The organism is Pseudoduganella lurida, assembly GCF_007830455.1.
Classification (GTDB): Bacteria; Pseudomonadota; Gammaproteobacteria; order Burkholderiales; family Burkholderiaceae_D; genus Rugamonas; species Rugamonas lurida.
On sequence record NZ_VLLB01000012.1, the window covers coordinates 87,367 to 108,119 of the forward strand.

19 protein-coding genes are annotated in these 20,753 nt (G+C 66.0%); 6 read left to right on the plus strand and 13 right to left on the minus strand.

Annotated elements, in window-relative coordinates; translation table 11 throughout:
• Window positions 1-2 precede the first annotated feature (2 nt).
• Complete coding sequence (locus tag IP91_RS23840; RefSeq protein WP_145652855.1) at window positions 3-845, plus strand: ABC transporter permease; 843 nt, start codon at window positions 3-5, stop codon at window positions 843-845.
• A 216-nt stretch (window positions 846-1,061) separates the two neighbouring features.
• Here IP91_RS23840 and IP91_RS23845 read toward each other — a convergent pair whose 3' ends face one another.
• Window positions 1,062-1,877 carry a PEP-CTERM sorting domain-containing protein gene (locus tag IP91_RS23845; protein WP_145652704.1) on the minus strand — a complete coding sequence of 272 codons (816 nt, stop codon included), beginning with the start codon at window positions 1,875-1,877 and terminating at the stop codon, window positions 1,062-1,064.
• Window positions 1,878-1,978: 101 nt separating this feature from the next.
• On the minus strand, window positions 1,979-2,887 hold the full coding sequence (locus IP91_RS23850; protein WP_145652857.1) for a LysR family transcriptional regulator: 909 nt from the start codon (window positions 2,885-2,887) through the stop codon (window positions 1,979-1,981).
• Window positions 2,888-3,012: 125 nt separating this feature from the next.
• On the opposite strand from IP91_RS23850, the gene IP91_RS23855 reads away from it, so the two are divergent.
• Both IP91_RS23855 and IP91_RS23860 read left to right on the plus strand, forming a co-directional pair.
• The gene (locus IP91_RS23855) at window positions 3,013-3,882 is read left to right on the plus strand and encodes an SDR family oxidoreductase (protein ID WP_145652706.1); all 870 of its coding nucleotides are present in this window, start codon (window positions 3,013-3,015) and stop codon (window positions 3,880-3,882) included.
• Window positions 3,883-3,906: 24 nt separating this feature from the next.
• Window positions 3,907-4,380 carry an AtaL-like protein gene (locus IP91_RS23860; protein WP_145652708.1) on the plus strand — a complete coding sequence of 158 codons (474 nt, stop codon included), beginning with the start codon at window positions 3,907-3,909 and terminating at the stop codon, window positions 4,378-4,380.
• 171 nt (window positions 4,381-4,551) lie between these two features.
• On the opposite strand, the gene IP91_RS23865 is transcribed toward IP91_RS23860, so the two are convergent.
• From IP91_RS23865 to oxc, 5 genes are all read right to left on the minus strand, one after another.
• Complete coding sequence (locus IP91_RS23865) at window positions 4,552-5,670, minus strand: efflux RND transporter periplasmic adaptor subunit (protein WP_145652710.1); 1,119 nt, start codon at window positions 5,668-5,670, stop codon at window positions 4,552-4,554.
• Window positions 5,660-8,842, minus strand: coding sequence for an efflux RND transporter permease subunit (locus tag IP91_RS23870; RefSeq protein WP_199754741.1), 3,183 nt, complete (start codon window positions 8,840-8,842; stop codon window positions 5,660-5,662). The genes IP91_RS23865 and IP91_RS23870 overlap by 11 nt, the downstream gene beginning before the upstream one ends.
• 283 nt (window positions 8,843-9,125) lie before the next feature.
• Window positions 9,126-9,596 (minus strand): PAS domain-containing protein, encoded by a 471-nt coding sequence (locus IP91_RS23875; protein ID WP_145652714.1) that lies wholly within the window; start codon window positions 9,594-9,596, stop codon window positions 9,126-9,128.
• A gap of 72 nt (window positions 9,597-9,668) precedes the next feature.
• Window positions 9,669-10,919 (minus strand): formyl-CoA transferase, encoded by a 1,251-nt coding sequence (gene frc / locus IP91_RS23880; RefSeq protein WP_145652716.1) that lies wholly within the window; start codon window positions 10,917-10,919, stop codon window positions 9,669-9,671.
• Between the two features lie 35 nt (window positions 10,920-10,954).
• Entirely contained in the window at window positions 10,955-12,667 is a 1,713-nt protein-coding gene (oxc, locus tag IP91_RS23885) for an oxalyl-CoA decarboxylase (protein WP_145652718.1), read from the minus strand.
• Between the two features lie 142 nt (window positions 12,668-12,809).
• On the opposite strand from oxc, the gene IP91_RS23890 reads away from it, so the two are divergent.
• Together IP91_RS23890 and IP91_RS26130 are read left to right on the plus strand one after the other, a co-directional pair.
• Window positions 12,810-13,418 (plus strand): Crp/Fnr family transcriptional regulator, encoded by a 609-nt coding sequence (locus IP91_RS23890; protein WP_145652720.1) that lies wholly within the window; start codon window positions 12,810-12,812, stop codon window positions 13,416-13,418.
• Between the two features lie 180 nt (window positions 13,419-13,598).
• Entirely contained in the window at window positions 13,599-13,745 is a 147-nt protein-coding gene (locus tag IP91_RS26130; RefSeq protein WP_158643196.1) for a hypothetical protein, read from the plus strand.
• Between the two features lie 71 nt (window positions 13,746-13,816).
• On the opposite strand, the gene IP91_RS23895 is transcribed toward IP91_RS26130, so the two are convergent.
• From IP91_RS23895 to IP91_RS23910, 4 genes are all read right to left on the minus strand, one after another.
• Window positions 13,817-14,833: a 2-dehydropantoate 2-reductase gene (locus tag IP91_RS23895; RefSeq protein ID WP_145652722.1), complete on the minus strand. Its 1,017-nt coding sequence runs from the start codon at window positions 14,831-14,833 to the stop codon at window positions 13,817-13,819.
• A gap of 17 nt (window positions 14,834-14,850) precedes the next feature.
• Window positions 14,851-15,618: a fumarylacetoacetate hydrolase family protein gene (locus IP91_RS23900; protein WP_145652724.1), complete on the minus strand. Its 768-nt coding sequence runs from the start codon at window positions 15,616-15,618 to the stop codon at window positions 14,851-14,853.
• Window positions 15,619-15,688: 70 nt separating this feature from the next.
• Window positions 15,689-17,035: an oxalate/formate MFS antiporter gene (oxlT, locus tag IP91_RS23905; protein WP_145652726.1), complete on the minus strand. Its 1,347-nt coding sequence runs from the start codon at window positions 17,033-17,035 to the stop codon at window positions 15,689-15,691.
• A 371-nt stretch (window positions 17,036-17,406) separates the two neighbouring features.
• Window positions 17,407-17,730 (minus strand): HAD family hydrolase, encoded by a 324-nt coding sequence (locus IP91_RS23910; RefSeq protein ID WP_145652728.1) that lies wholly within the window; start codon window positions 17,728-17,730, stop codon window positions 17,407-17,409.
• 128 nt (window positions 17,731-17,858) lie between these two features.
• On the opposite strand from IP91_RS23910, the gene IP91_RS23915 reads away from it, so the two are divergent.
• Entirely contained in the window at window positions 17,859-18,779 is a 921-nt protein-coding gene (locus tag IP91_RS23915) for a LysR family transcriptional regulator (RefSeq protein WP_145652730.1), read from the plus strand.
• A 122-nt stretch (window positions 18,780-18,901) separates the two neighbouring features.
• Here the strand turns inward: IP91_RS23915 and IP91_RS23920 are convergent, their stop codons facing one another.
• Both IP91_RS23920 and glxR read right to left on the minus strand, forming a co-directional pair.
• Entirely contained in the window at window positions 18,902-19,834 is a 933-nt protein-coding gene (locus IP91_RS23920; RefSeq protein ID WP_145652732.1) for a histone deacetylase family protein, read from the minus strand.
• A 20-nt stretch (window positions 19,835-19,854) separates the two neighbouring features.
• Window positions 19,855-20,742, minus strand: a complete 888-nt coding sequence (gene glxR / locus IP91_RS23925) for a 2-hydroxy-3-oxopropionate reductase (protein WP_145652734.1) — start codon at window positions 20,740-20,742, stop codon at window positions 19,855-19,857.
• Window positions 20,743-20,753: the final 11 nt, after the last annotated feature.

Below are 20,753 nucleotides of genomic sequence, written 5' to 3' on the forward strand. Positions count from 1 at the left end.
CCTTGCACGACACGCTGGGACTTGGCGCCCACATCAACGCCGGCGTGAACTACCTCGTGGAGAACAACAGCACGCTGTTCGACACGGTCGGCCATGGCCTCGAAGTGTTCACCGGCGCTATCGAGAGCGCGCTGCAGGCCCTGCCCTTCTGGCTCGTCATCGCCTTCGCCGCGGTTGTGGCCTGGCGGCGCGTGTCGGCCGGCTTTGCCGTGCTGTCCGTGCTGGCTCTGCTGCTGATCGTCGCATTGGGCTACTGGCCGCAGACGATGGCGACGCTGGGCCTGACGCTGGCCGCCACCGCCATCAGCCTGCTGCTGGGCGTACCGATGGGGATCCTCGCCGCGCGCCACCGGCGGGTGCACCAGGTGCTGCGACCGCTGCTGGATTTCATGCAGACGATGCCGGCCTTCGTGTACCTGATTCCGGCGGTGATGCTGTTCGGCCTCGGGCGCGTGCCGGGCGTGCTGGCCACCGTGGTGTTCGCGATGCCGCCGGCCGTGCGCCTGACGGCACTGGGCATCCTGGCCGTGGACCGCGAGCAGGTGGAGGCGGGCCAGGCGTTCGGTGCCAGTCCGTTCCAGCTGCTGTACAAGGTGCAGCTGCCGCTCGCTCTGCCCGCCGTCATGGGCGGCATCAACCAGACGATCATGATGGCGCTGTCGATGGTGATCGTCACGTCGATGGTCGGCGCCGGCGGGCTGGGTGGCGAGGTCCTGTCCAGCATCCAGCAGCTCGACGTGGGCCTGGGCTTCGAGAGCGGCTTGTGCGTGGTGCTGCTGGCGATCGTGCTGGACCGGATCACGCAGAGTTTCGGGCGGCCGCTGCGCCAGGCAGTCCCGCATTGACTGGGGACCATGGCGGCTGGACAGGGCGATGCGCCGCGGCCGGCAACGGACGAGCGCGTGAGGGAAGGAAGCAAGGGAGAGGAAGTAAGGGAGAGGAAGTAAGGGAGAGGAAGTAAGGGAGAGGAAGTAAGAAATGGGCAAGTGACGAGGCTCCGGTGGGCGGCCGCCCCCACGCCGAAGCCCGTACTCCTTGTACTGGTTACTGCGGTCCCGGTGCTAGGTCGCCGAGCGACCGCGCCGGCGGCTCACGCATGCCACCAGCCCCAGCCCGGCCATCAGCATGGCATAGACGGAAGGCTCGGGCACGGGCGTCAGGAAGCTGTCGGCGTTGCCGTACACACCGGCACCGAATGCGGTTTCGGTAATGCCGAGCGACGTATTGGCGTAGGTGACCTGCAAGGTATCGTGCTGGGTTTCCGTGAAGACGTCACTGCCGAACGGCAGATCGTAATACGAGTTCAGGCTTTTGTAGTTTTGCGTGCTGACAGGCTCGCCATCGATATAGGTTTCCAGGTCGATCCAGGCGCTGGCAACTGCCCAGTCGCCCCCCTGTGTGGTTCGACCGGTCAGCACGGACTGCGCGGTAAAGATCACGGCCGTCATGGGCGACAACTGGAAATTCGTCCGGCCGCTGCCTCCCTGCACGGTCGCACGCTTGTAAGCAAAGCTGCCGTCCCCCGCCGCATTGGCCACCGCCGTGATCTCCAGCGATGCCAACGAGCCGGTACTGGTGAGGATGCCCTGTGCGCTTACCGTACCTTGCGTATCAGCGATAGTGATCGGGGCCTGTTCGTGCGCCCCGAGCACCGACATCCAGCTCCCGCTATTGTTGAATCCGATGGAGAACGAGGAAGGTGCCGTGATGGTGGTTCCAGGAACAAAAGTCAGCGAGGGAGTAATACCGTCATCGAGATCAAGATCTACCAGCTGATAACTGATGCGACCAATGGTTGCTGTGGACGTGGTTTGGGCTGTTGCAGCACCGAAAGAAAGAAGACAGACCAGACCGAAGACGAGACGGCTTGCTTGCATGATGCTCCCCATAGGAAATAATTTATGTGCAGAAATCCTAGCATCGCATTGCAATTTTTGGTAGCTTTTTTATAAACAGCATCCTGGCCGTGGTGGCAAGGTCAGGCATGCAAGCAGGGATGGTCTGGCCAAGGGCAGAGGTACGCCGCCAGCTCCTCTGGCGTGCCGTCCGGGAAGGCGCCCTTCAGGTACTCCAGGAACGCCGAGACGCGGGTGCTGAGCAGCCGGCGCGATGGATACAGTGCCCACAGCGCGATCTCCGGTCCTGCCACGTCGCCCCACAGCGCCAGCCGGCCGGCCTCGATGTCGTGCGTGACGAGCGAGATCGGCAGCCGTCCCGCACCGACACCTGCGCGCACGGCATCGCGCACCATCACCAGTGACGCCAGGCTGAGGACCGGATCGACGGCGATGGTCCCGCCCTGCATGGTCCACGCAGTGCTCCGGTCATTGGTGCCGCGCACGACGGCGGGGACAGCGGTGCCGTCCGCCGGCCGCTTCAGGTCCGGGCTGGCCACGACCACCAGCCGGTCGCGCAGGAAGATGCGGCCGATCAGGTTCTCGTCCGGCGCCGGGTTCACGCGGATCACCAGGTCGTAGGCTTCCTCGACCATGTCGACGGGACGGTCTTCCGTCGTCACTTCCAGCCGCACTTCCGGGTACTTCAGCGAGAAACCCGCTGCGAGCCGGCCCATCGCCGTCTGCGAGAACAGCAGCGGCGCGCTGATGCGCAGGCGGCCGCGCGGCTTCTCGCCCCCCGAAGCGATCGCTGCCGCCGCCTCGTCGATCTCCGTCAGCAGCATGGCCGTGCGTTCGTGCAGCGCGCGGCCCTCCTGCGTGAGCTTCAGGGTGCGCGCGCCCCGCTCGATCAGGCGCAGGCCCAGGCTGTTTTCCAGTTCGAGGACGCGGCGCGACAGCGTGGCTTTCGGGCGGCCGGTGGCGCGGGCGGCGCGGCCGAAGCCGCCATGACGGGCGACGAGGTTGAAGTCGGCCAGCGCGAGCAGGTCCATCGTTGGTGCCATGACTGTTCCAGGTGTGAGACGGTATGTCCAAATATACCGTCTATCGGCTCTCCGGTGGGATGGATACCATGGATTCGTCGTCCAACACATCGTTCAACCAACCGGAGAATCACATGACCATCCTCGTTACGGGTGCCACCGGCACCGTCGGCCGCCAGGTCGTCACCCAGCTCGTCAACCGCGGCGCTGCCGTCCGTGCCCTCGTCCGCGATCCCGCCAAGGCCCAGTTTCCGGCCGGTGTCGAGGTCTTGCAGGGCGATTTCCTCGATGTCGCATCGCTGCGCGCGGCGATGTCCGGCGTGTCCACGCTGTTCCTGCTGAACGGGGTCGTTGCCGATGAATTCACGCAGGCGCTCATTGCCCTCAATGTGGCGCGCGAGGCGGGCATCGAACGCATCGTCTACCTGTCCGTCATCCACGCCGACGTGTACGTGAACGTGCCGCACTTCGCGGGCAAGTTCGGCGTCGAACGGATGATCGAGCAGATGGGCTTCGCCGCCACCATCCTGCGGTCCGCCTACTTCATCGGCAACGACCTGACGATCAAGGATGTTGTGCTGAACCATGGCGTGTATCCGATGCCGGTCGGCGGCAAGGGCCTGGCCATGATCGACACGCGGGACATCGCCGAGATCGCGGCCATCGAGCTGCTGCGCCGCGAACAGGCCGCCACGCCGCTGCCGCTGGACCGCATCAACCTCGTCGGCCCCGACACGCTGACCGGCACCGACATCGCCGCGATCTGGTCCGATGTACTGGAACGTCCGGTGGTCTACGGCGGCGACGACACGGCCGGCTTCGAGCAGAACCTGCTTCACTTCATGCCGGCATGGATGGCCTACGACATGCGCCTGATGGGCGAACGCTTCCTCACCGACGGCATGCGGCCGGAAGCTGGCGATGTCGAGCGCCTGACCACGCTGCTGGGCCGCCCGCTGCATTCGTACCACGAGTTCGCCGCCGCCGTCGTGGCATCCGCCTGATCCCAATCATTCAAGGAGAACATCATGATCTATTCATCCGTGACCGTCCCCGTCAATCCTGATGGCGCCACGCCGCTGACGCGCGCGCAGGCCTGGGCCGGTCTGGTGCTGAAAGCCCGCGACGCCCGCCAGTTCCTGCCGCCCGGCCTGTGCACGCGCTGCGACGTGACCGAGGAAAGCGCCACGCACATCGTCCGCGACGCCACCATCGGCGGCAGCGACCTGCGCGAAATCATCGTCTTCGAACTGGAAGCGAAAGTCTCCTTCTTCCAGGCCACGGGGCCGCGCGAAGGCGTGATCGTCAACGAACTGTTCGAGGACGAGACCGGTGCACTGCAGCTGAAGTTCTACTGCTACACGGGCCTGCGCGGCAAGATACCCGGCGGCCCCGAGGAGCAGGCCGAACAGGCGTGGATGGACAGCGACAAGGGCTACAAAACGGCGCTGCTGTCGACGCTGCAGCGCACCCGCGAGCTGCTTGCAGCCGGCGAGCTCTGAGCATTACGGCTGAGCTCGTGTCCCGGCCTGGGGTCAGGCGTAGTGACACGCACTCAGCAGTAGAAGGATTGGAAGACTTGTGTCATAGGGGCGCAATAGCGCAAGTGCATCTACGGTCGAGCTCGTGTCACCACGCCTGGCACCAGGGTGTGACACGAACTCGGCTGTAGGCTATTTGGCGACGCGCACCGGGTCGCCGTTGGCGACGCCGTCGGGCGGGTTGGCGATGACGCGCACGCCGGGTGCGAGGCCGGCCAGCTGGACGGCGTTGCCCAGGTCGCGGGCGATGGTGACGGGCTGCAGCCGCACCTTGCTGCTGCCGTCCACGGTGGCGACCTGCACGCCGTTCTTGCCGACGATGAGGGAACCCGGTGGCACGCTGACGGCATCGCTGGCACCAGCACTGTCGAAGCGGGCGTTGGCGAAGGCGCCGGGCACCAGCGCGCCATCCTGGTTGTCGACAGCCAGCTGCACCAGCATCGTGCCGGACGACGCGCTGATCGCCTGCGCCAGCGACTGCACGGTGGCCGTGAATTCCTGGCCGGGCCGCTCGGGCACGGTGATCTGCGCCTTGCTGCCGGGCTGGATGCGCGCCAGCTGCCGCTGCGGCACGTTGACGTACACGCGCAGCTTGCGCAGGTCGGAGACGACGAACAGTTCGCTGCCCGCCGCGCCGCCCACGCTGATCAGATTGCCCACATCCGTATTGCGCGCCGTGACGACGCCATCGAACGGCGCCACCAGCCGGCTGTAGCGCTGCAGCGTGGAGAGCCGCTGCACATTGGCCTGCAGCGCCTCCACGTTGGACTTCTTGGCCGCGTAGTCGCCCACCCGCTCATCCACTTCCTGGTTCGATACGGCCTTCGCCTCCAGCAGGTCCTGCCAGCGTTCGGCCGTACTCTTGGCCAGCACCAGGTTGCTGCGCGCCGTGGCCAGTTCCGCCTTCGCCTGCAGCAACTGCTGGTCCTGGTCCGGCGTTTCGATGATGGCCAGCGTCTGCCCCGCTTTCACGGGCGTGCCGATATCCACGTTCCACTTCTGCAGGTAGCCGCTGACGCGCGCATAGATCGGCGCACGCGACCATGCCTCGATCCGCGCCGGCAGCTCCAGCGCATCGGCAGCGGCCGGCGCTGGCGTAAGCAGCGCGACGGTCGGAATGGCGCGCTCGCTGGTGCTGCGCTGCAGCTGGTCGGCGTGGCTGCGGCGGCTGACGATACCCGTCGCGACGACGGCGATCACGAGAACGGCGGCGGCGGCGGCGATGGCCGTCGGCTTGAACTTAGATGGCATCGGGAACTCCGGAAGAAGATGGAACGGCGGCACGGCGGGCATGGCGCCGGTGCACGAGACTGAAGACGACGGGGACGAACACCAGCGTGGCGATCGTCGAGCAGATCAGGCCACCGATCACGGCGCGGCCCAGCGGCGCATTCTGTTCGCCGCCCTCGCCCAGGCCCAGCGCCATCGGCAGCATGCCGATGATCATGGCCAGTGCCGTCATCAGCACGGGACGGAAACGCACGAAGCCCGCTTCCAGCGCGGCCGCCGTCGCGTCGCCCAGTTCCTCGAGCCGCTCGCGCGCGAACGAGATCACCAGCACGCTGTTCGCGGTGGCCACGCCCATGCACATGATGGCGCCCGTCAGCGCGGGGACGGACAAGGTGGTGTCGGTCACGAACAGCATCCACACGATGCCGGCCAGTGCGGCCGGCAGCGCGGACACGATCACGGCCGGATCGAGCCAGGACTGGAAGTTCACGACGATCAGCAGGTAGATCAGCACGATCGCACCCAGGAGGCCGAACAGCAGGCCGGAGAATGCCCGCTCCATCGTCTTCACCTGACCCAGGATGTCGACCGTGGCACCCTTCGGTACATCGGCCTTGGTATCCTCGAGGACCTTGCGAATGTCGCGTGCCACGCCGCCCAGGTCGCGGTCCTGCGTGGTCGCATGGATCTGCACCATCGGCGCCACGTCGTACTGGCTGATCAGCGCACTGCCATTGCCGCGCTCCAGCCGCGCCACGCTGCCCAGCGTCGCCGCATTCGCATTGGTGCCGTTGCCGACCGGGAGGTTCGCCAGCGCCGCCAGCGAATCGAGTTCGTATTGGGGCGTCTGCATCACGATCGGATACGTCACGCCGTTCTGCGGATTGAGCCAGTAGGTCGGCGACACCTGGCTGCTGCCGGCCAGGTTGACGACCAGGCTGTTGGCCACGTCGCGCGTCGTCAGGCCCAGCAGCTGCGCCTGCGTGCGGTCGACATCCACCTTGAACAGCGGCGCGCGGTCCGACTGCTGGATGCGCGCATCGACGACGCCCGGCACGGCCTTGATGCGCTTGAGGAGCTGCTGCGCGTAGGCGAAGTTGGCGGCCACGTCGCGGCCGCGCACCTGCACGTCCACCGGTGCCGGCGCGCCGAAGTTCAGGATCTGGCTGACGATATCGGCCGGCGGGAACGAGAATGTCGTGTCGGGGAACTGGCGCGGCAGCTCGTCGCGCAGGCGCCGCACGTATTCCGCCGTGGGCTTGTGGTCTTCCTTCAGCGCGATCTGGAAGTCGCCATCCTGGGCGCCGATCGTGCCCGTGTTGTTGTAGGTGATGTTGATCGCCGACGACGGCAGGCCGATATTGTCGACCATCGTCTCGATGTCCTCGGACGGGATCACGCGGCGGATCGCCTGTTCGATGCTGGCGAAGCGCACGGCGGTTTCCTCGACGCGGGTGCCGATCGGCACGCGCACGTGCATCAGCACCTGGCCCGAATCGACGGACGGGAAGAAGTTACTGCCGATGAAGGGCAGCAGTCCGAACGACAGCAGCACGACGGCGAGAAAAGCCACGATGAACAGCGGCCGGCGGCCGATCGCACTTTTCAGCACGCCGTGATAGCCGTGCCGCAGCTTTTCGAAGCGCGCCTCGAAGCCGCGCTGGAAGCGGGCCAGTGGATTGTTCGACTGGGCCTGATGTCCATGGGGAGCATGCGCGCGCAGCAGCCAGTTCGCCATCGTCGGCACTAGGGTGCGGGACAGGATGAACGAGCACACCATCGCAAAGATCACCGCCTCGGCCATCGGCACGAACAGGTAGCGCGCCACGCCTTCCAGGAAGAACATCGGGATGAACACGATGCAGATGCACAGCAGCGACACCAGCGCCGGCGTGACGATCTGCTGCGCGCCGTCGAGGATCGAGCTCTCCACGTCCTTGCCCTGCTCCAGGTGCCAGTTGATGTTCTCGATGGTGACGGTCGCATCGTCGACGAGGATGCCGACGGCCAGCGCCAGGCCGCCCAAGGTCATCAGGTTCAGCGTCTCGCCCAGTGCGGACAGGGCGATGATGGACCCGAGGATCGACAGCGGAATCGACACGGCGATGATCACCGTGGAGCGCCAGCTGCCCAGGAACAGCAGGATCATCACGCTCGTCAGCGCCGCGGCGATCGCGCCCTCCAGCGCCACGCCCTTCACGGCTGCGCGCACGAACACGGACTGGTCGTTGATCGGCACGACCTTCAGCGCATCGGGCAGGCCGGGGCGCAAGGTATCGAGCTTGGCGCGGATACCGTCGACGATCGCCAGCGTGGAGGCGGAGCCGTTCTTCAATACGGACATCAGCACCGAACGGCCGCCGTCGACGTGCACGATATTGGTCTGCGGCGCATTGCCGTCGTGGACGTCGGCCACGTCGCGCAGGTAGACGGTGGTGCCGTTCACCACTTTCACCGGCAGCCGGCCCAGTTCCTCGATCGCCGAGGGCGCGCTGTTCAGCTGGATCGTGTATTCCAGCGTGTCGATCTTCTGAGTACCCACGGGCGTGAGAACGTTCTGCGCGGCCAGTGCCGCGGCGATGTCCTGCGCGGACAGGCCCAGCGCCTGCAGCGCCGCCGGCTTCACGTCGATCTGCACCTGCCGCTGCTTGCCGCCATACGGCAGCGGGATCGCCGCCCCCGCCACGGTGACGAGCGGGGTGCGCAGCGTGTTCATGCCCAGGTCGAACAGCTGCTGTTCCGACAGGCCCGCGCCGGACAGCGCCAGCTGCAGGATCGGCACGGTGGCCGCGTTGTAGTTCAGGATCAGCGGCGGCGTGATCCCGGGCGGCATCTGGCGCAGCGCGCTTTGCGAGATGGCCGTGACCTGCGCATTGGCCACGGCGATGTCCACGCCGGGCTGGAAGAAGATCTTCACGACCGAGACGCCGGGGAAGGTGTTGGCCTCGATATGCTCGATGTCGTTGACGGTGGTCGTCAGCGTGCGCTGGAACAGCGTGGAGATGCGGCCCGCCATCTGGTCCGGCGGCTGGCCCGTGTACTGCCATGCCACGGCGATGACGGGGATTTTGATGTCCGGGAAGATGTCGGTCGGCGTGCGCAGCGCGGCCAGCGGCCCGACGATCAGGATCAGCAGCGCCAGCACGACGAACGTATAGGGACGCCGCAACGCGACGCGAACAGCACCTAACAGCATTGAAAACCCCCGGTTGACTGATTGTCGAGCTCAGCCCGCTACCATATCGCACTTCGGCCGACACAGTAAGACGCCCTGCCCGCATGCGTTCATGAGCGGACTCATTAATTGCAAATTTGCAAGTCATAATACTACCGGAATGAAGGACTTGATTTGTACCGCAATGTAACTGGAGGCAGAAAATGACGGACGCGTTCAGTTTTCAATACGTTCGGCTTTCTGAACGCCGCGCAGAACTGAACACAGGGTGGCGCGCCGATCTTGGCGCAGAGATGAGGTGCTACTTCGCGACAGGCGTCGCACTTGCTCCGGCCTCCAGCTCCCGCACCCGCACGCGCAGCACGCGGTCCTCGGCCCAGCGCGCGGTGTCGTCGCGCACGACCGCGGCAATGGCGGACACCTTGCCATCCGCGCCATGCAGCAGTGCGACGGTGAAGGCAATCGACAGGGGCTTGCCTTCCTTGTGCACGGCCGGCACGCGCAGCACGTCGGCGCCGTAGCGCGTGACGCCCGTCGCCATCGTCTTGTGATAGCCGTCCCAGTGGCGGCCCTGCTGGCGTGGCGGGATGATCAGGTCGAGCGACCGGCCCACCGCTTCTTCCGCGCTGAAGCCGAAGATGCGCGTGGAAGCGGCGTTCCAGAACGTGATGATGCCGGCCGCATCGCAGACGATCACGCTGTCGCCCAGCGCCTGCAGCAGCTGCGGGAAATCGACGGCCGCGGGCTGGGAGGCATCCTTTTCGACATTCATGGCAGCTCCTGGCGAATAAAAAATGAAAATGCGCGCCGGCCTCCGCGGGCGCGCATGAATCATCACGATGGCTTACACCACGCGCTGTTCGTGCAGTGCCGCGATCTTCTGCGGGTCGTAGCCCAGGCCGGCCAGGATCTCGTCCGTGTGTTCGCCCAGCAGCGGCGAGCCCTTGATCTCCACCTTCAGGTCGGAGAACTTGATCGGGCTGCCCACCGTCAGGTAGGTGCCGCGCTCCTTGTGCTCCACTTCCGTGATCGTGCCGCTGGCGCGCAGCGACGGATCGGCGGCGATCTCCTTCATCGACAGCACCGGCGAGCATGGAATGTCGAACTTGCGCAGGATGTCCACGGCCTCGAACTTCGTCTTGTCCTTCAGCCATTCCTCGATGGTGGCGAAAATGTCGAAGATCTTGTCCTGGCGCGCCTGGGCCGTCGTGTAGGCCGGATCGTCGATCCACTCTTCCTTGCCGATGGCGCGGCAGATCGGCGCCCACGCATGGCCCTGGATCGTGAAGTAGATGTAGGCATTCGGATCGGTCTGCCAGCCCTTGCACTTGAGGACCCAGCCCGGCTGGCCGCCGCCGCCCGCATTGCCGCCGCGCGGCACCACGTCGGAGAACGTGCCGTGCGGGTATTGCGGATATTCTTCCAGGTAGCCCACGCGGTCGAGCCTCTGCTGGTCGCGCAGTTTCACGCGGCACAGGTTCAGCACGCTGTCCTGCATCGACACGGCCACCTTCTGGCCTTTACCGGTGGTGTCGCGTGCACGCAGCGCCGTCAGGATGCCGATCGCCAGGTGCATCCCCGTGTTGCTGTCGCCCAGCGCGGCGGCGCTGACGGTGGGCGGACCATCGTCGAAGCCCGTCGTGGAGGCGGCACCGCCGGCGCATTGCGCCACGTTCTCGTACACCTTCAGGTCCTCGTAATGGTGGCCGTCGCTGAAGCCTTTTACGGAGGCGACGATCATGCCGGGGTTGATTTCCTTGATGTGCTCCCATGTAAAGCCCATGCGGTCGAGCGCGCCGGGGCCGAAGTTCTCGACCAGCACGTCGGACTCCTTGATCAGCTTCGTCAGGATGTCCTTGCCGTCCTGCGTCTTCGTGTCCAGGGTCAGGGAGCGCTTGTTACTGTTCAACATGGTGAAATACAGCGCGTCCACGCCGGGGATGTCGCGCAGCTGCGAACGGGTGACGTCGCCGGCGCCGGGGCGCTCCACCTTGATCACGTCCGCGCCGAACCAGGCCAGCAGCTGCGTGCATGCCGGTCCGGCCTGCACGTGCGTGAAGTCGATGATCTTGATGCCTTCCAGTGGTTTGCTCATGATGCGGTCTCCTTTCGAAATCGTGGGCCGGCCGGTCAGGCCTGGTTCTTTTTCGCGCTCTGCGGATTCAGGTTGGTGAGCCGGCCGCTTTCGGTGCCGGCCGTCTCGTCGATGACGGCGTTGATCAGCGCGGGCCTGCCGGCGGCGATCGCTTCCTGCAGGGCGCCGGTGAGTTCTTCCGGCGTGGTGGCGTTGTAGCCGACGCCGCCAAATGCCTCGATCATCCTGTCGTAGCGGGCGTTCTTGACGAACACGGTGGGCGCGACATCCGCGCCGCCGGTGGGATTGACGTCCGTGCCGCGGTACACGCCGTTGTTGTTGAAGACGATCGTCGTCACCGGCAGCTGGTACCGGCAGATGGTTTCCAGCTCCATGCCGGAGAAGCCGAACGCGCTGTCGCCCTCCACCGCCACCACCGGCTTGCCGCTGACGACGGCCGCGCCGATCGCATAGCCCATGCCGATGCCCATGATGCCCCAGGTGCCGGAGTCGAACCGCTTGCGGGGCTGGTACTGGTCGATGATGCTGCGTGCGTAGTCCAGCGTGTTGGCGCCTTCGTTGACGAGGTTGATGTCCGGGTGATCCTTCAGCACGTCGCGAATGGCCCGCAGCGCGCTATGAAAATTCATCGGTGCGGGATTCTTGTCCAGCAGCGCCGCCATCTTCGCCTGGTTGGTTTCCTTGCGCTCGGCGATCGCGCCCGTCCATTCGGCATCCGGCGCGGTGATGCCGGCAGCATCCAGGCCACCGAGCAGCGCGGCGATGCAGGAGCCGATGTCGCCGATCAGCGGCGCGGCGATCGGCACGTTGCTGTCGATCTCGGTGGGCGAGATATCGATCTGCACGAATTGCTTCGGCTTGCCCCAGGTTTTACCTTTGCCATGCGCGAGCAGCCAGTTCAGGCGTGCGCCGACGAGCACCACCACGTCCGCCTCGGCCAGCACGAACGAGCGCGCCGCCGATGCGGACTGCGCATGCGTGTCGGGCAGCAGGCCCTTGGCCATCGACATCGGCAGGTAGGGGATGCCGGTGCGTTCGACGAAGGCGCGGATGTCGTCGTCGGCCTGCGCGTACGCGGCGCCTTTGCCGAGCAGGATCAGCGGCTTCTTCGCGCCCTTCAGCAGCGCGAGTGCGCGCTGCACGGCGTCCGGCGCGGGCAGCTGGCGCGGCACGGGATCGACCACCTTCAGCAGCGAGCGCTGGGCATGGCCCGCCTCGATCGTTTGCGCCAGCAATGCCGCCGGCAGGTCCAGGTACACGCCGCCGGGGCGGCCCGACACGGCGGCGCGAATCGCCCGCGCGACACCGATGCCGATGTCCTCGGCCTTGTTGATGCGGTAGGCGGCCTTCGCATACGGCTTCGCGGCATTGAGCTGGTCCATCTCCTCGTAGTCGCCCTGCTGCAGGTCGACGATCTCGCGCTCGCTGGAGCCGGAGATCAGGATCATCGGGAAGCAGTTGGTGGTGGCATTGGCCAGCGCCGTCAGGCCGTTCAGGAAGCCCGGTGCGGACACGGTCAGGCAGATGCCCGGCTTCTGCGTGATGAAGCCGGCGATGGCGGCGGCGTTGCCGGCGTTCTGCTCGTGGCGGAAGCCGATGAAGCGCAGCCCTTCGGCCTGGGCAAGCCGGGCGAGGTCCGTGATCGGGATGCCCACCAGGCCGAAGATGGTGTCGATGTCGTTCGCCTTCAGCGCATCGATCACCAGGTGGAAGCCGTCGGTGACGTCGACCGATTGGTTGTGTGTCATGGTTGTCTCCGGTTGTTGTGTCCGGGCGCCCGGCCAGCCGTCTCGCCCTGAATTCATCATAGCGAGGCACCCTGATCGGGATCATTGACCGAGGTCAATTTTCGCCGCATGATGTGTGGACTCCTGCAAAAGCCGGTTCGCCATGACCCTCATCGCCAATCACCCGGAACGCAACATCATTCGCGTGCAGCTGAAGCAGAACATCGTGCTCAAGGCGTTGCGCGACAGCGAAATGGCCGCGCTCGAGCCCTACCTCACCGTCGTCAATCACCAGAAGGGCGACCTGCTGATGAACCAGGGCGTGTACGAGATGGAGCAGTACTTCATCCTGGACGGCATCCTGAAACGCCAGGTCACCAACCACGAAGCGCGCGAGATGATCCTGCGCTTTTCCGCCGAACGCGATATCGAAACGAGCTACGCGGCGTGGTGCCTGAAGAAGCCCACGCCCTACAGCATCGTGTGCATGACGAAGGCGCGCGTGGCCAGCATGCCGCTTACGCAATGGGTCGATTTCCTGCAGAGCCACAGCACCGTCAAGCAGGCGTTCGAGCACGAGGTGATGAACCTCATGAGCGGCATCATGGCGCACACCATCACGCTGCACCTGCTCGATGCGCCGGGCCGCGTGCACCGCTTCGTGCGCAAGCATCCCGAGCTGTTCGAACGGCTGCCGAAGAAGGAACTGGCCTCCTACCTGAACCTGTCGCCGGAAACGCTCAGCCGGCTGAAACACCAGGGCAAGATCTGACACTGGTGGTTTTTTGCACCGCACAGGCAAAAATATTTTTTGCTGCATTTTTGAGCGATTTCTCATAGACAGATATTCACGCCTAAAATATCTACTATCAGTTACTCCAATTGGAAACGCCGTACGACGTCCTTATAATCAAGGACATACGTTATTTCACCTTTCCTGAGGAGTTGCAAAATGAACGGTTTCACCAACGCCGCAGCGCAGCAATCCACCCCGTCCTTCTCGTTCGCCAGCCTGATCGCCGCCCTCTTCCAGCTCAAGCTGCGCGACAAGCTGAGCGCCGCCAACCGCGACGACGGCGCCCACACCTGGGGCATGTAAGCAGCCTCCCGCAGCACCCGCAGTACCCACGACGCACCGTCGGCTCCACCGCCGCCGGTGCGTTGGTTTTTCTACGCCGCGACCGCCGCCTGCAGCCGCACCCCGCCCCGCGCTTCCGCCATCGACTGCTCCAGCAGCTTGACCAGCGCATAGGCCGAATCGATGTGTGGCGTGGACGTGTCGGTCAGCCGCCCCAGCTCGATCACCGAACCCACCAGCGCATCGATCTCCGGTCCCCGCCCCGCTTCCACATCCTGCAGCATCGAGGTCTTGTGCTTGCCCACCTTCTCGGCGCCGGCGATGCGGCGCTCCAGCGAGACGCGGAACGTGATGCCCAGCTTGTGCGCCACCGCTTCGGCCTCGCGCATCATGTTCGCCGCCAAGTTGCGCGCCAGCGGGTGCTGGCAGATGTCCACCAGCGTGGAATGCGCCAGCGCACTGATCGGATTGAACGACAGGTTCCCCCACAGCTTCAGCCAGATCTCCGCGCGGATATCGTCCAGCACCGGCGACTTGAAGCCTGCGTGCTCGAAGCAGGCCGCCACCTGCGCGATGCGTTCGCTGCTGCTGCCATCGAGCTCGCCCAGCGGAAAGCGGTTGCCCTCGATGTGGCGGATGACGCCCGGCGCCACCAGCTCCGCGGCCGGATAGACCACGCAGCCGATCACGCGCGCTGGCGGAATGCGCCGCGCCTGTTCGCCATCGGCGTCCACGCTCGTCACCGCGCGCCCTTCGAAGGCGCCCCCATGGCGGTGGAAGTACCAGAACGGTATGCCGTTCTGCATCGTCACCACGACGGTCTGCGGCCCGAACAGCTGGCCGATGCGCGGCGCCACGTCGGCCACCTGGTGGGCCTTCATCGCCAGCACCACCACGTCCTGCGCTCCCGCCTCGTCGTAGTCGTTGGTGGCCTTCACGTGCGTGGCCACGTGCTCCGTTCCATCCGTCTCGACCAGGCGGATGCCCCGCGCGCGGATGGCCTCCAGGTTCGCGCCGCGCACGATGAACGTCACCTCCTCGCCGGCCAGCGCCAGCCGCGCGCCCACCAGCCCGCCGATCGCGCCGGCACCGATCACTGCGATCTTCATGACACACCTCTCAAGGTTTACTCGAAACGGTTGCTGAGCGTGCCGATGCCGTCGATCTCGACGGCGATCGTGCTGCCGGGGCGCATCGAGCCCACGCCGATCGACGTGCCGCACAGCAGCAGGTCGCCCGGTTCCAATGTCATGTCCTGCGAGATTTTGCTGACCAGCTCCGCCACGGAAAACACCATGTCGTTGACGGGATAGTCCTGCCGCACCTCGCCGTTCAGGATCGTGCGCACGACCAGCATCGCCGGATTCAGCCCGGTGGCGATCATGGGGCCGAACGGGCAGAACGTGTCGAAGCCCTTGGCCCGCACCCACTGCGGAAAGGTAGGATCGCGGCCGATGATCTCGTTGACGGTCACGTCGTTCGCGCAGGTGTAGCCGAAGATGTGGTCGGGCGCGCTCTCCACGCTCACGCCGCTGCAGCGGCGGCCGATCACGATGGCCAGCTCGCCTTCGAACGCCACCTTGGCCTCCACGCGCGGTTTGCGGATCGTGCCCCCTGGCGCCAGATACGAATTCGCCGGCTTCATTAAGTACAGGGGCTCGGCCGGCGGTGCGAGACCCAGCTTCTGCCCCAGCGCATGGTAGTTGTTCCACATCGCCAGCACCTTGCCCGGCACGACGGGCGTCAGCAGCGTCACCTCCGGCAGGGCGATGGCGATGTCCGTGCGGCTCGGGCTGTCAAACATGTCGCCCTTGAAGACGCGGATCTTGTCGCCTTCCAGCGTGCCGAAGCGCACCGTGTCGAGATGCAGGAAGCGTATCCAGTGCTGGACCATGGCGGCACTCCGGGGATTGAAAAGGAAAAGGAGGCGCGTGCGGGGGGCTAACCGCACGCGCGGGATGACATCAGTTGACCAGCCGCGCGCCGGCCGGCGTGCCGGCCGCGCCGGGCACCGTGCCCTCGACTTCCACGCTGACCTGGCCATTGGCCTGCTCGATGAAGCGCTTGCGCATCGGTTTCAGCACCCACCACGCCATCACGGCCGCCACCGCGTTCATGCCGCAGCCGATGAAGAACACCGCCTCCCAGCTGCCGGTGGCCGCCATGATCACGCTGGAGATCGGCACGAAGATCGAGGCCGTGCCTTTCGCCGTGTACATCAGGCCCGCGTTGCCCGCCGCGTTGCGGGTGCCGAAGGTGTCGGCCGTGGTGGCCGGGAACAGGCTGTAGATCTCGCCCCAGGCAAAGAACACCAGGCCGGTGAGGATGACGAACATGATCGGGTCGCGGCCGAAGTAGTACAGCAGCAGGATGCCCACCGATTCCAGCGCGAAGGCGATGAACATGGTCTTCTCGCGGCCGATCTGGTCGGACACCCAGCCGAAGAACGGGCGCGTCAGGCCGTTCAGTACGCGGTCGATGGCAAGGGCAAACGTCAGTGCCGGCAGCACCATGCCCATCACGTTGAACTTCACGCCGTCGATGGCGAAGTCCTTGGCGATCGGCCCCATCTGCGCGGTAGCCATCAGGCCGCCGGCCGCCACCAGCACGAACATCGTGTACATCACCCAGAACACGGGCTTCTTCACCATCTGCGATGGCGTGTAGTCCGCCGTGGTCTGCAGCACGTTGGGGTTCTTCTTCTTCGCGACCCTGGCGGCATTGTGCGGCGGCCGCGCCATCATCAGCGCCAGCAGGATCACCACGAGGCCCTGGCCGATGCCGAAGTAGAGGAAAGTGTCCTGGTAGCCGCGGCTCTCGATCATCGCCGAGATGGGGATGATCGTGGCGGCCGAACCCGCGCCGAAGCCGGCTGCCGTGAGGCCGGCGGCCAGGCCGCGCCGGTCCGGGAACCATTTCAGCGCCGAGCCCACGCAGGTACCGTACACGGCACCGGCACCGATGCCGCTGATGGCGGCTGCCACGTACAGCACGAACAGCGTGGAGGCGAACGAGTTCATCACCCAGCCGATCGCGCACAGCAGGCCGCCGAACAGCACCACGGGCCGCGGGCCCCATTTGTCGACGGCCCAGCCCTCGATCGGCACCAGCCACGTTTCGGTCAGGATGAAGATGGTGAAGGCTACCTGGATGGCCGCCTTCGACCAGCCATGCGCTTCGGATAAAGGATTGACGAACAGGGTCCAGCCGTACTGCAGGTTGGCGATCATCGCCATGCAGATGATGCCCATCACCAGCTGCAGCCAGCGGAACGACGCTGGCCTGTCGGATATCGATGCCTCGGTTTTCATGCAATGTCTCCCTTGGATTTTTTTGATGCCGTCGGTCGTGCCGTGCTGTCAGGCCCGTGCTGTCCTCCGGGCCGCGAGGCGGTCGATGACGGGCGGGCCGGCGGCATGCGCCAGGGGGTGGGGGCTGGCGGGGCGGGCGATGCCGCGGTGCGGGTTGCTCATGACCTGGTCTCCTGATGGGGTTCACGATAGCTACCGAAGGACTCTGGAACCGTGTTTTTCGCGCCGCCGGCCGGGGCCGGCATGTGGCATCGCTTATGTAAAGTTCAACAGATGGGGCGATTGTGGAAGAACGGTTTTCGCAGTTCCTTGACCGCGGTTAAGATTCGAAAATTCGCCGCATGCGTGCTGCAACTGCCCGGGATCCGGCTTCACGCGCCGATCTGCCGCTGCTGCAGTTCGCGCCAGTCGATCGCGGCACCGGGGTTGCCGGCCGCCGCCATCTGCGCGGCGCAGCGTGCCTTCGCAGCCAGGATCGCATCGACGAGGAAGTCGGCGTCGTACGCGGCCAGCAGGTGCGGCTGGTGCCGCGTCAGGTACTCGCGCACGCAGCTGCGCTCGGCGCCGGCACCGCCGCCAGGCAGGTGCGCGGCATCCCAGAACCAGCTCAGGCCCAGCTCGTGGAAGGCGGCGTTCCACGCATTGCATTCGGCGTCGGCCGGCCGGGCCTCCGCCCCACTGCTGGTGATCGTCATGGCGTTTTCTCCAGTTGTTGTGTGGTGCTGTGGATCCATCGTAAGCCGGCGAGACGATTAGTAAAAGTTAAAGTTTTTAGGGATAATCATTCAGCATCGTTGATGATTCGACCGGCCGGGAGGACACCATGCGCAACGCCACGCTGCGCCAGCTGAAGGCATTCGAAGCCGTCGCCCGTCACCTGAGTTTCTCGCGCGCCGCCGAGGAACTGCACCTGACGCAGCCGGCCGTCTCGACGCAGATCCGCACGCTGGAAGGCCACGTGGGCGTCACCCTGTTCGAGCAGCTGGGCAAGAAGACCTACCTGACCCAGGCGGGCACCGAGCTGCTGCAGTTCTGCCGCGCGATCATCGGCCAGTTCGAGGCGGCCGAAATGGCGATGGAGCAGTTCCGCGGCATTGCCGGCGGCCGGCTGAACGTGGCCGTGATCAGCGCCGGCGATTACTTCTTCCCGCAGCTGATGGTGGCCTTCGCGCGGCGCCATCCCGGCGTGCAGCTGAACCTCACCGTGCACAACCGCGAGGAGCTGCTCGGCCAGCTGGCGGCCAACCGCACGGACCTGGCCGTGATGGTGCGCCCGCCGGCCGAACCGGGCACGCGCAACGATGCGTTCGCGCCGCACCCTTACGTGATCGTGGCGGCGCCCGACCATCCGCTGGCCGGCCGTGGCCGCATCGGCATGGACGAACTGCTGCGCCACCCGTTCGTGGTGCGCGAGCGCGGTTCGGACACATGGCACTCGATGGAGGATGCGTTCGGCACGCGCCTGGACGAAGTGCCGGTGGCGATGGAAATCCGCAGCACCGAGACCATCAAGCAGGCCGTCATCGCCGGCATCGGCGTCGGCTTCCTGTCGGCGCACACGATCGGGCGCGAGGTGGCGTCGGGGAGCCTCGTCGTGCTGCCCGTGGACGGCTTCCCGCTGATGCTGCACTGGTACGTGGTGCATCGCGTCGAGAAGCGCCTGCCGCCGGTCGCGAGCGCGTTCCGGCAGTTTCTGCTGGACGAAGGGGCGGAGCGGATCGCAGCGCTCATTCCGACGGCGTGACGGGTCAGGCAAGCGGATGGCGTTATCAGGTCCCGCGGCCACGGCACCGCATGACGCCGCCGCGTACCGGCAGTGCTGGCAGCAATCGATCCGCGCCCTGTCAGCACGGCATCAGCGTCCGATCAACGCCCCATCAACGCCCGCACATGCGCGGTCGTGCCGCCCGCCAGTCCGGCACCGCTGTAGCCGCCTTCCAGCACCGAGACGATCCTTCCCTGGCACACGTCCGCGGCAATCGCCATCACTTCGCGCGTGATCCAGCCGAAGTCCTCGTCCTCCAGTTCCAGCTGCGCCAGCGGATCGAGGCGGTGGGCGTCGAAGCCGGCCGAAATCAGGATCAGCTCGGGCTCGAACCGTCGCAGTGCGGGCAGCAGCACATCGGCCACGCGGGCGCGGAAGCGTTCCGAACCGCAGCCCGGCGGTAGCGGCACGTTGACGATATTGCCGCTTTCTCCCGTCTCGCGCGCGGCGCCCGTGCCCGGGTACAGCGGCGACTGGTGGCTGGAGCCGAAGAACAGCTCGGCGCGGTCCCAGAACGCGGCCTGCGTGCCGTTGCCATGGTGGACATCGAAGTCGACGACGGCCACCCGCCGGAGCCCGTGCGCCACCAGCGCGTGGCAGGCCGCGACGGCCACCTGGTTGAAGATGCAGAAGCCCATCGCCCGGCCCGGTTCCGCGTGGTGGCCGCAGGGCCGCGTGGCGCAGAACACATTGTCGGCGTCCCCGGCCATGACGGCATCCACGCCGGCACAGGCCGCGCCCACGCAGCGCAGGACCGCCTCCCACGAGCCGGGCGACATCGCCGTGTCGCCGCCATCGAGCAGCACGATGCCGGTAGATGGCACCATCGCTTCGACGGCATCGATGTAGCCCGCTTCATGCACCAGCAGCAGCTGTTCGCGCGTGCCGGCCGGCGCCTCGCGCCAGTCGAGCGTGGCGAACTCCGGCTCCCACAGCGCCGCCATCACGACGCGCAGGCGGTCCGGCGATTCCGGATGACCGGCGCCCGGCACGTGCTCGAGGCAGGCCGGGTGGAACATCACCAGCGTTTTCATTACCCCCTCCCGTTGAATCGTTACCCCGCTGCGATCGGATGGTTGGCCATGCGCTCGATCGCCTGGCACAGCGCCGAGTGGTCCTGCTGCGCCAGGCCGTTCGCGGCGCAGGCGTTCATCAGTTCCTGCGTGATGGCGGTGTTCGGCAGCGAGATGCCCAGGCTCTTCGCCCCCTGCAGCGCCAGGTTCAGGTCCTTCTGGTGCAGCGCGATGCGAAAGCCCGGCGCGAAGGTGCGCTTGACCATCCGCTCGCCATGCACTTCCAGGATGCGCGACGCGGCAAAGCCGCCCATCAGCGCCTGCCGTACCTTGCCGGGATCGGCGCCGGCTTTTGACGCGAACAGCAGCGCTTCGGACACGGCCTGGATCGTCAGCGCCACGATGATCTGGTTCGCCACCTTGGCCGTCTGGCCGTCGCCATTGCCACCCACCAGCGTGATGTTCTTGCCCATCAGCTCGAACAGGGGTTTCACGCGGTCGAACGCTTCCTGCGAACCGCCGACCATGATCGTGAGGGTGGCCGCCCTGGCACCCACCTCGCCGCCCGAGACGGGCGCATCGAGGTAATCGCAGTCGCGCCGGTTGATCCTCTGCGCGAACTCCCTGGTGGCCAGCGGGCTGATGGAACTCATGTCCACGACCACCTTGCCCGGCGTGAGCGCATCGGCCACGCCGTTCTCGCCGAACAGCACTTCTTCGACCTGCGGCGTGTCGGGCACCATCACGATGACGACGTCTGCCCGCTTCGCCACTTCGGCCGCATTGGTGCAGACGGTGGCGCCGCCCTCCACCAGCGCCAGCGGCGGATTCTTCACGTCGTGCAGGTACAGCTTGCAGCCGCCCGCCTGCAGGTGGCCGGCCATCGGCCCGCCCATGATGCCCAGTCCGATGAAACCCACTTTCGTCATCACGCTCTCCC

Coding starts and splice junctions, on each gene's coding strand:
- IP91_RS23845 (WP_145652704.1), bottom strand. CDS start 1,877: ATGCAAGCAAGCCGTCTCGTCTTCGGTCTGGTCTGTCTTCTTTCTTTC.
- IP91_RS23850 (WP_145652857.1), bottom strand. CDS start 2,887: ATGGACCTGCTCGCGCTGGCCGACTTCAACCTCGTCGCCCGTCATGGC.
- IP91_RS23855 (WP_145652706.1), top strand. CDS start 3,013: ATGACCATCCTCGTTACGGGTGCCACCGGCACCGTCGGCCGCCAGGTC.
- IP91_RS23860 (WP_145652708.1), top strand. CDS start 3,907: ATGATCTATTCATCCGTGACCGTCCCCGTCAATCCTGATGGCGCCACG.
- IP91_RS23865 (WP_145652710.1), bottom strand. CDS start 5,670: ATGCCATCTAAGTTCAAGCCGACGGCCATCGCCGCCGCCGCCGCCGTT.
- IP91_RS23875 (WP_145652714.1), bottom strand. CDS start 9,596: ATGAATGTCGAAAAGGATGCCTCCCAGCCCGCGGCCGTCGATTTCCCG.
- frc (WP_145652716.1), bottom strand. CDS start 10,919: ATGAGCAAACCACTGGAAGGCATCAAGATCATCGACTTCACGCACGTG.
- oxc (WP_145652718.1), bottom strand. CDS start 12,667: ATGACACACAACCAATCGGTCGACGTCACCGACGGCTTCCACCTGGTG.
- IP91_RS23890 (WP_145652720.1), top strand. CDS start 12,810: ATGACCCTCATCGCCAATCACCCGGAACGCAACATCATTCGCGTGCAG.
- IP91_RS26130 (WP_158643196.1), top strand. CDS start 13,599: ATGAACGGTTTCACCAACGCCGCAGCGCAGCAATCCACCCCGTCCTTC.
- IP91_RS23895 (WP_145652722.1), bottom strand. CDS start 14,833: ATGAAGATCGCAGTGATCGGTGCCGGCGCGATCGGCGGGCTGGTGGGC.
- IP91_RS23900 (WP_145652724.1), bottom strand. CDS start 15,618: ATGGTCCAGCACTGGATACGCTTCCTGCATCTCGACACGGTGCGCTTC.
- oxlT (WP_145652726.1), bottom strand. CDS start 17,035: ATGAAAACCGAGGCATCGATATCCGACAGGCCAGCGTCGTTCCGCTGG.
- IP91_RS23910 (WP_145652728.1), bottom strand. CDS start 17,730: ATGACGATCACCAGCAGTGGGGCGGAGGCCCGGCCGGCCGACGCCGAA.
- IP91_RS23915 (WP_145652730.1), top strand. CDS start 17,859: ATGCGCAACGCCACGCTGCGCCAGCTGAAGGCATTCGAAGCCGTCGCC.
- IP91_RS23920 (WP_145652732.1), bottom strand. CDS start 19,834: ATGAAAACGCTGGTGATGTTCCACCCGGCCTGCCTCGAGCACGTGCCG.
- glxR (WP_145652734.1), bottom strand. CDS start 20,742: ATGACGAAAGTGGGTTTCATCGGACTGGGCATCATGGGCGGGCCGATG.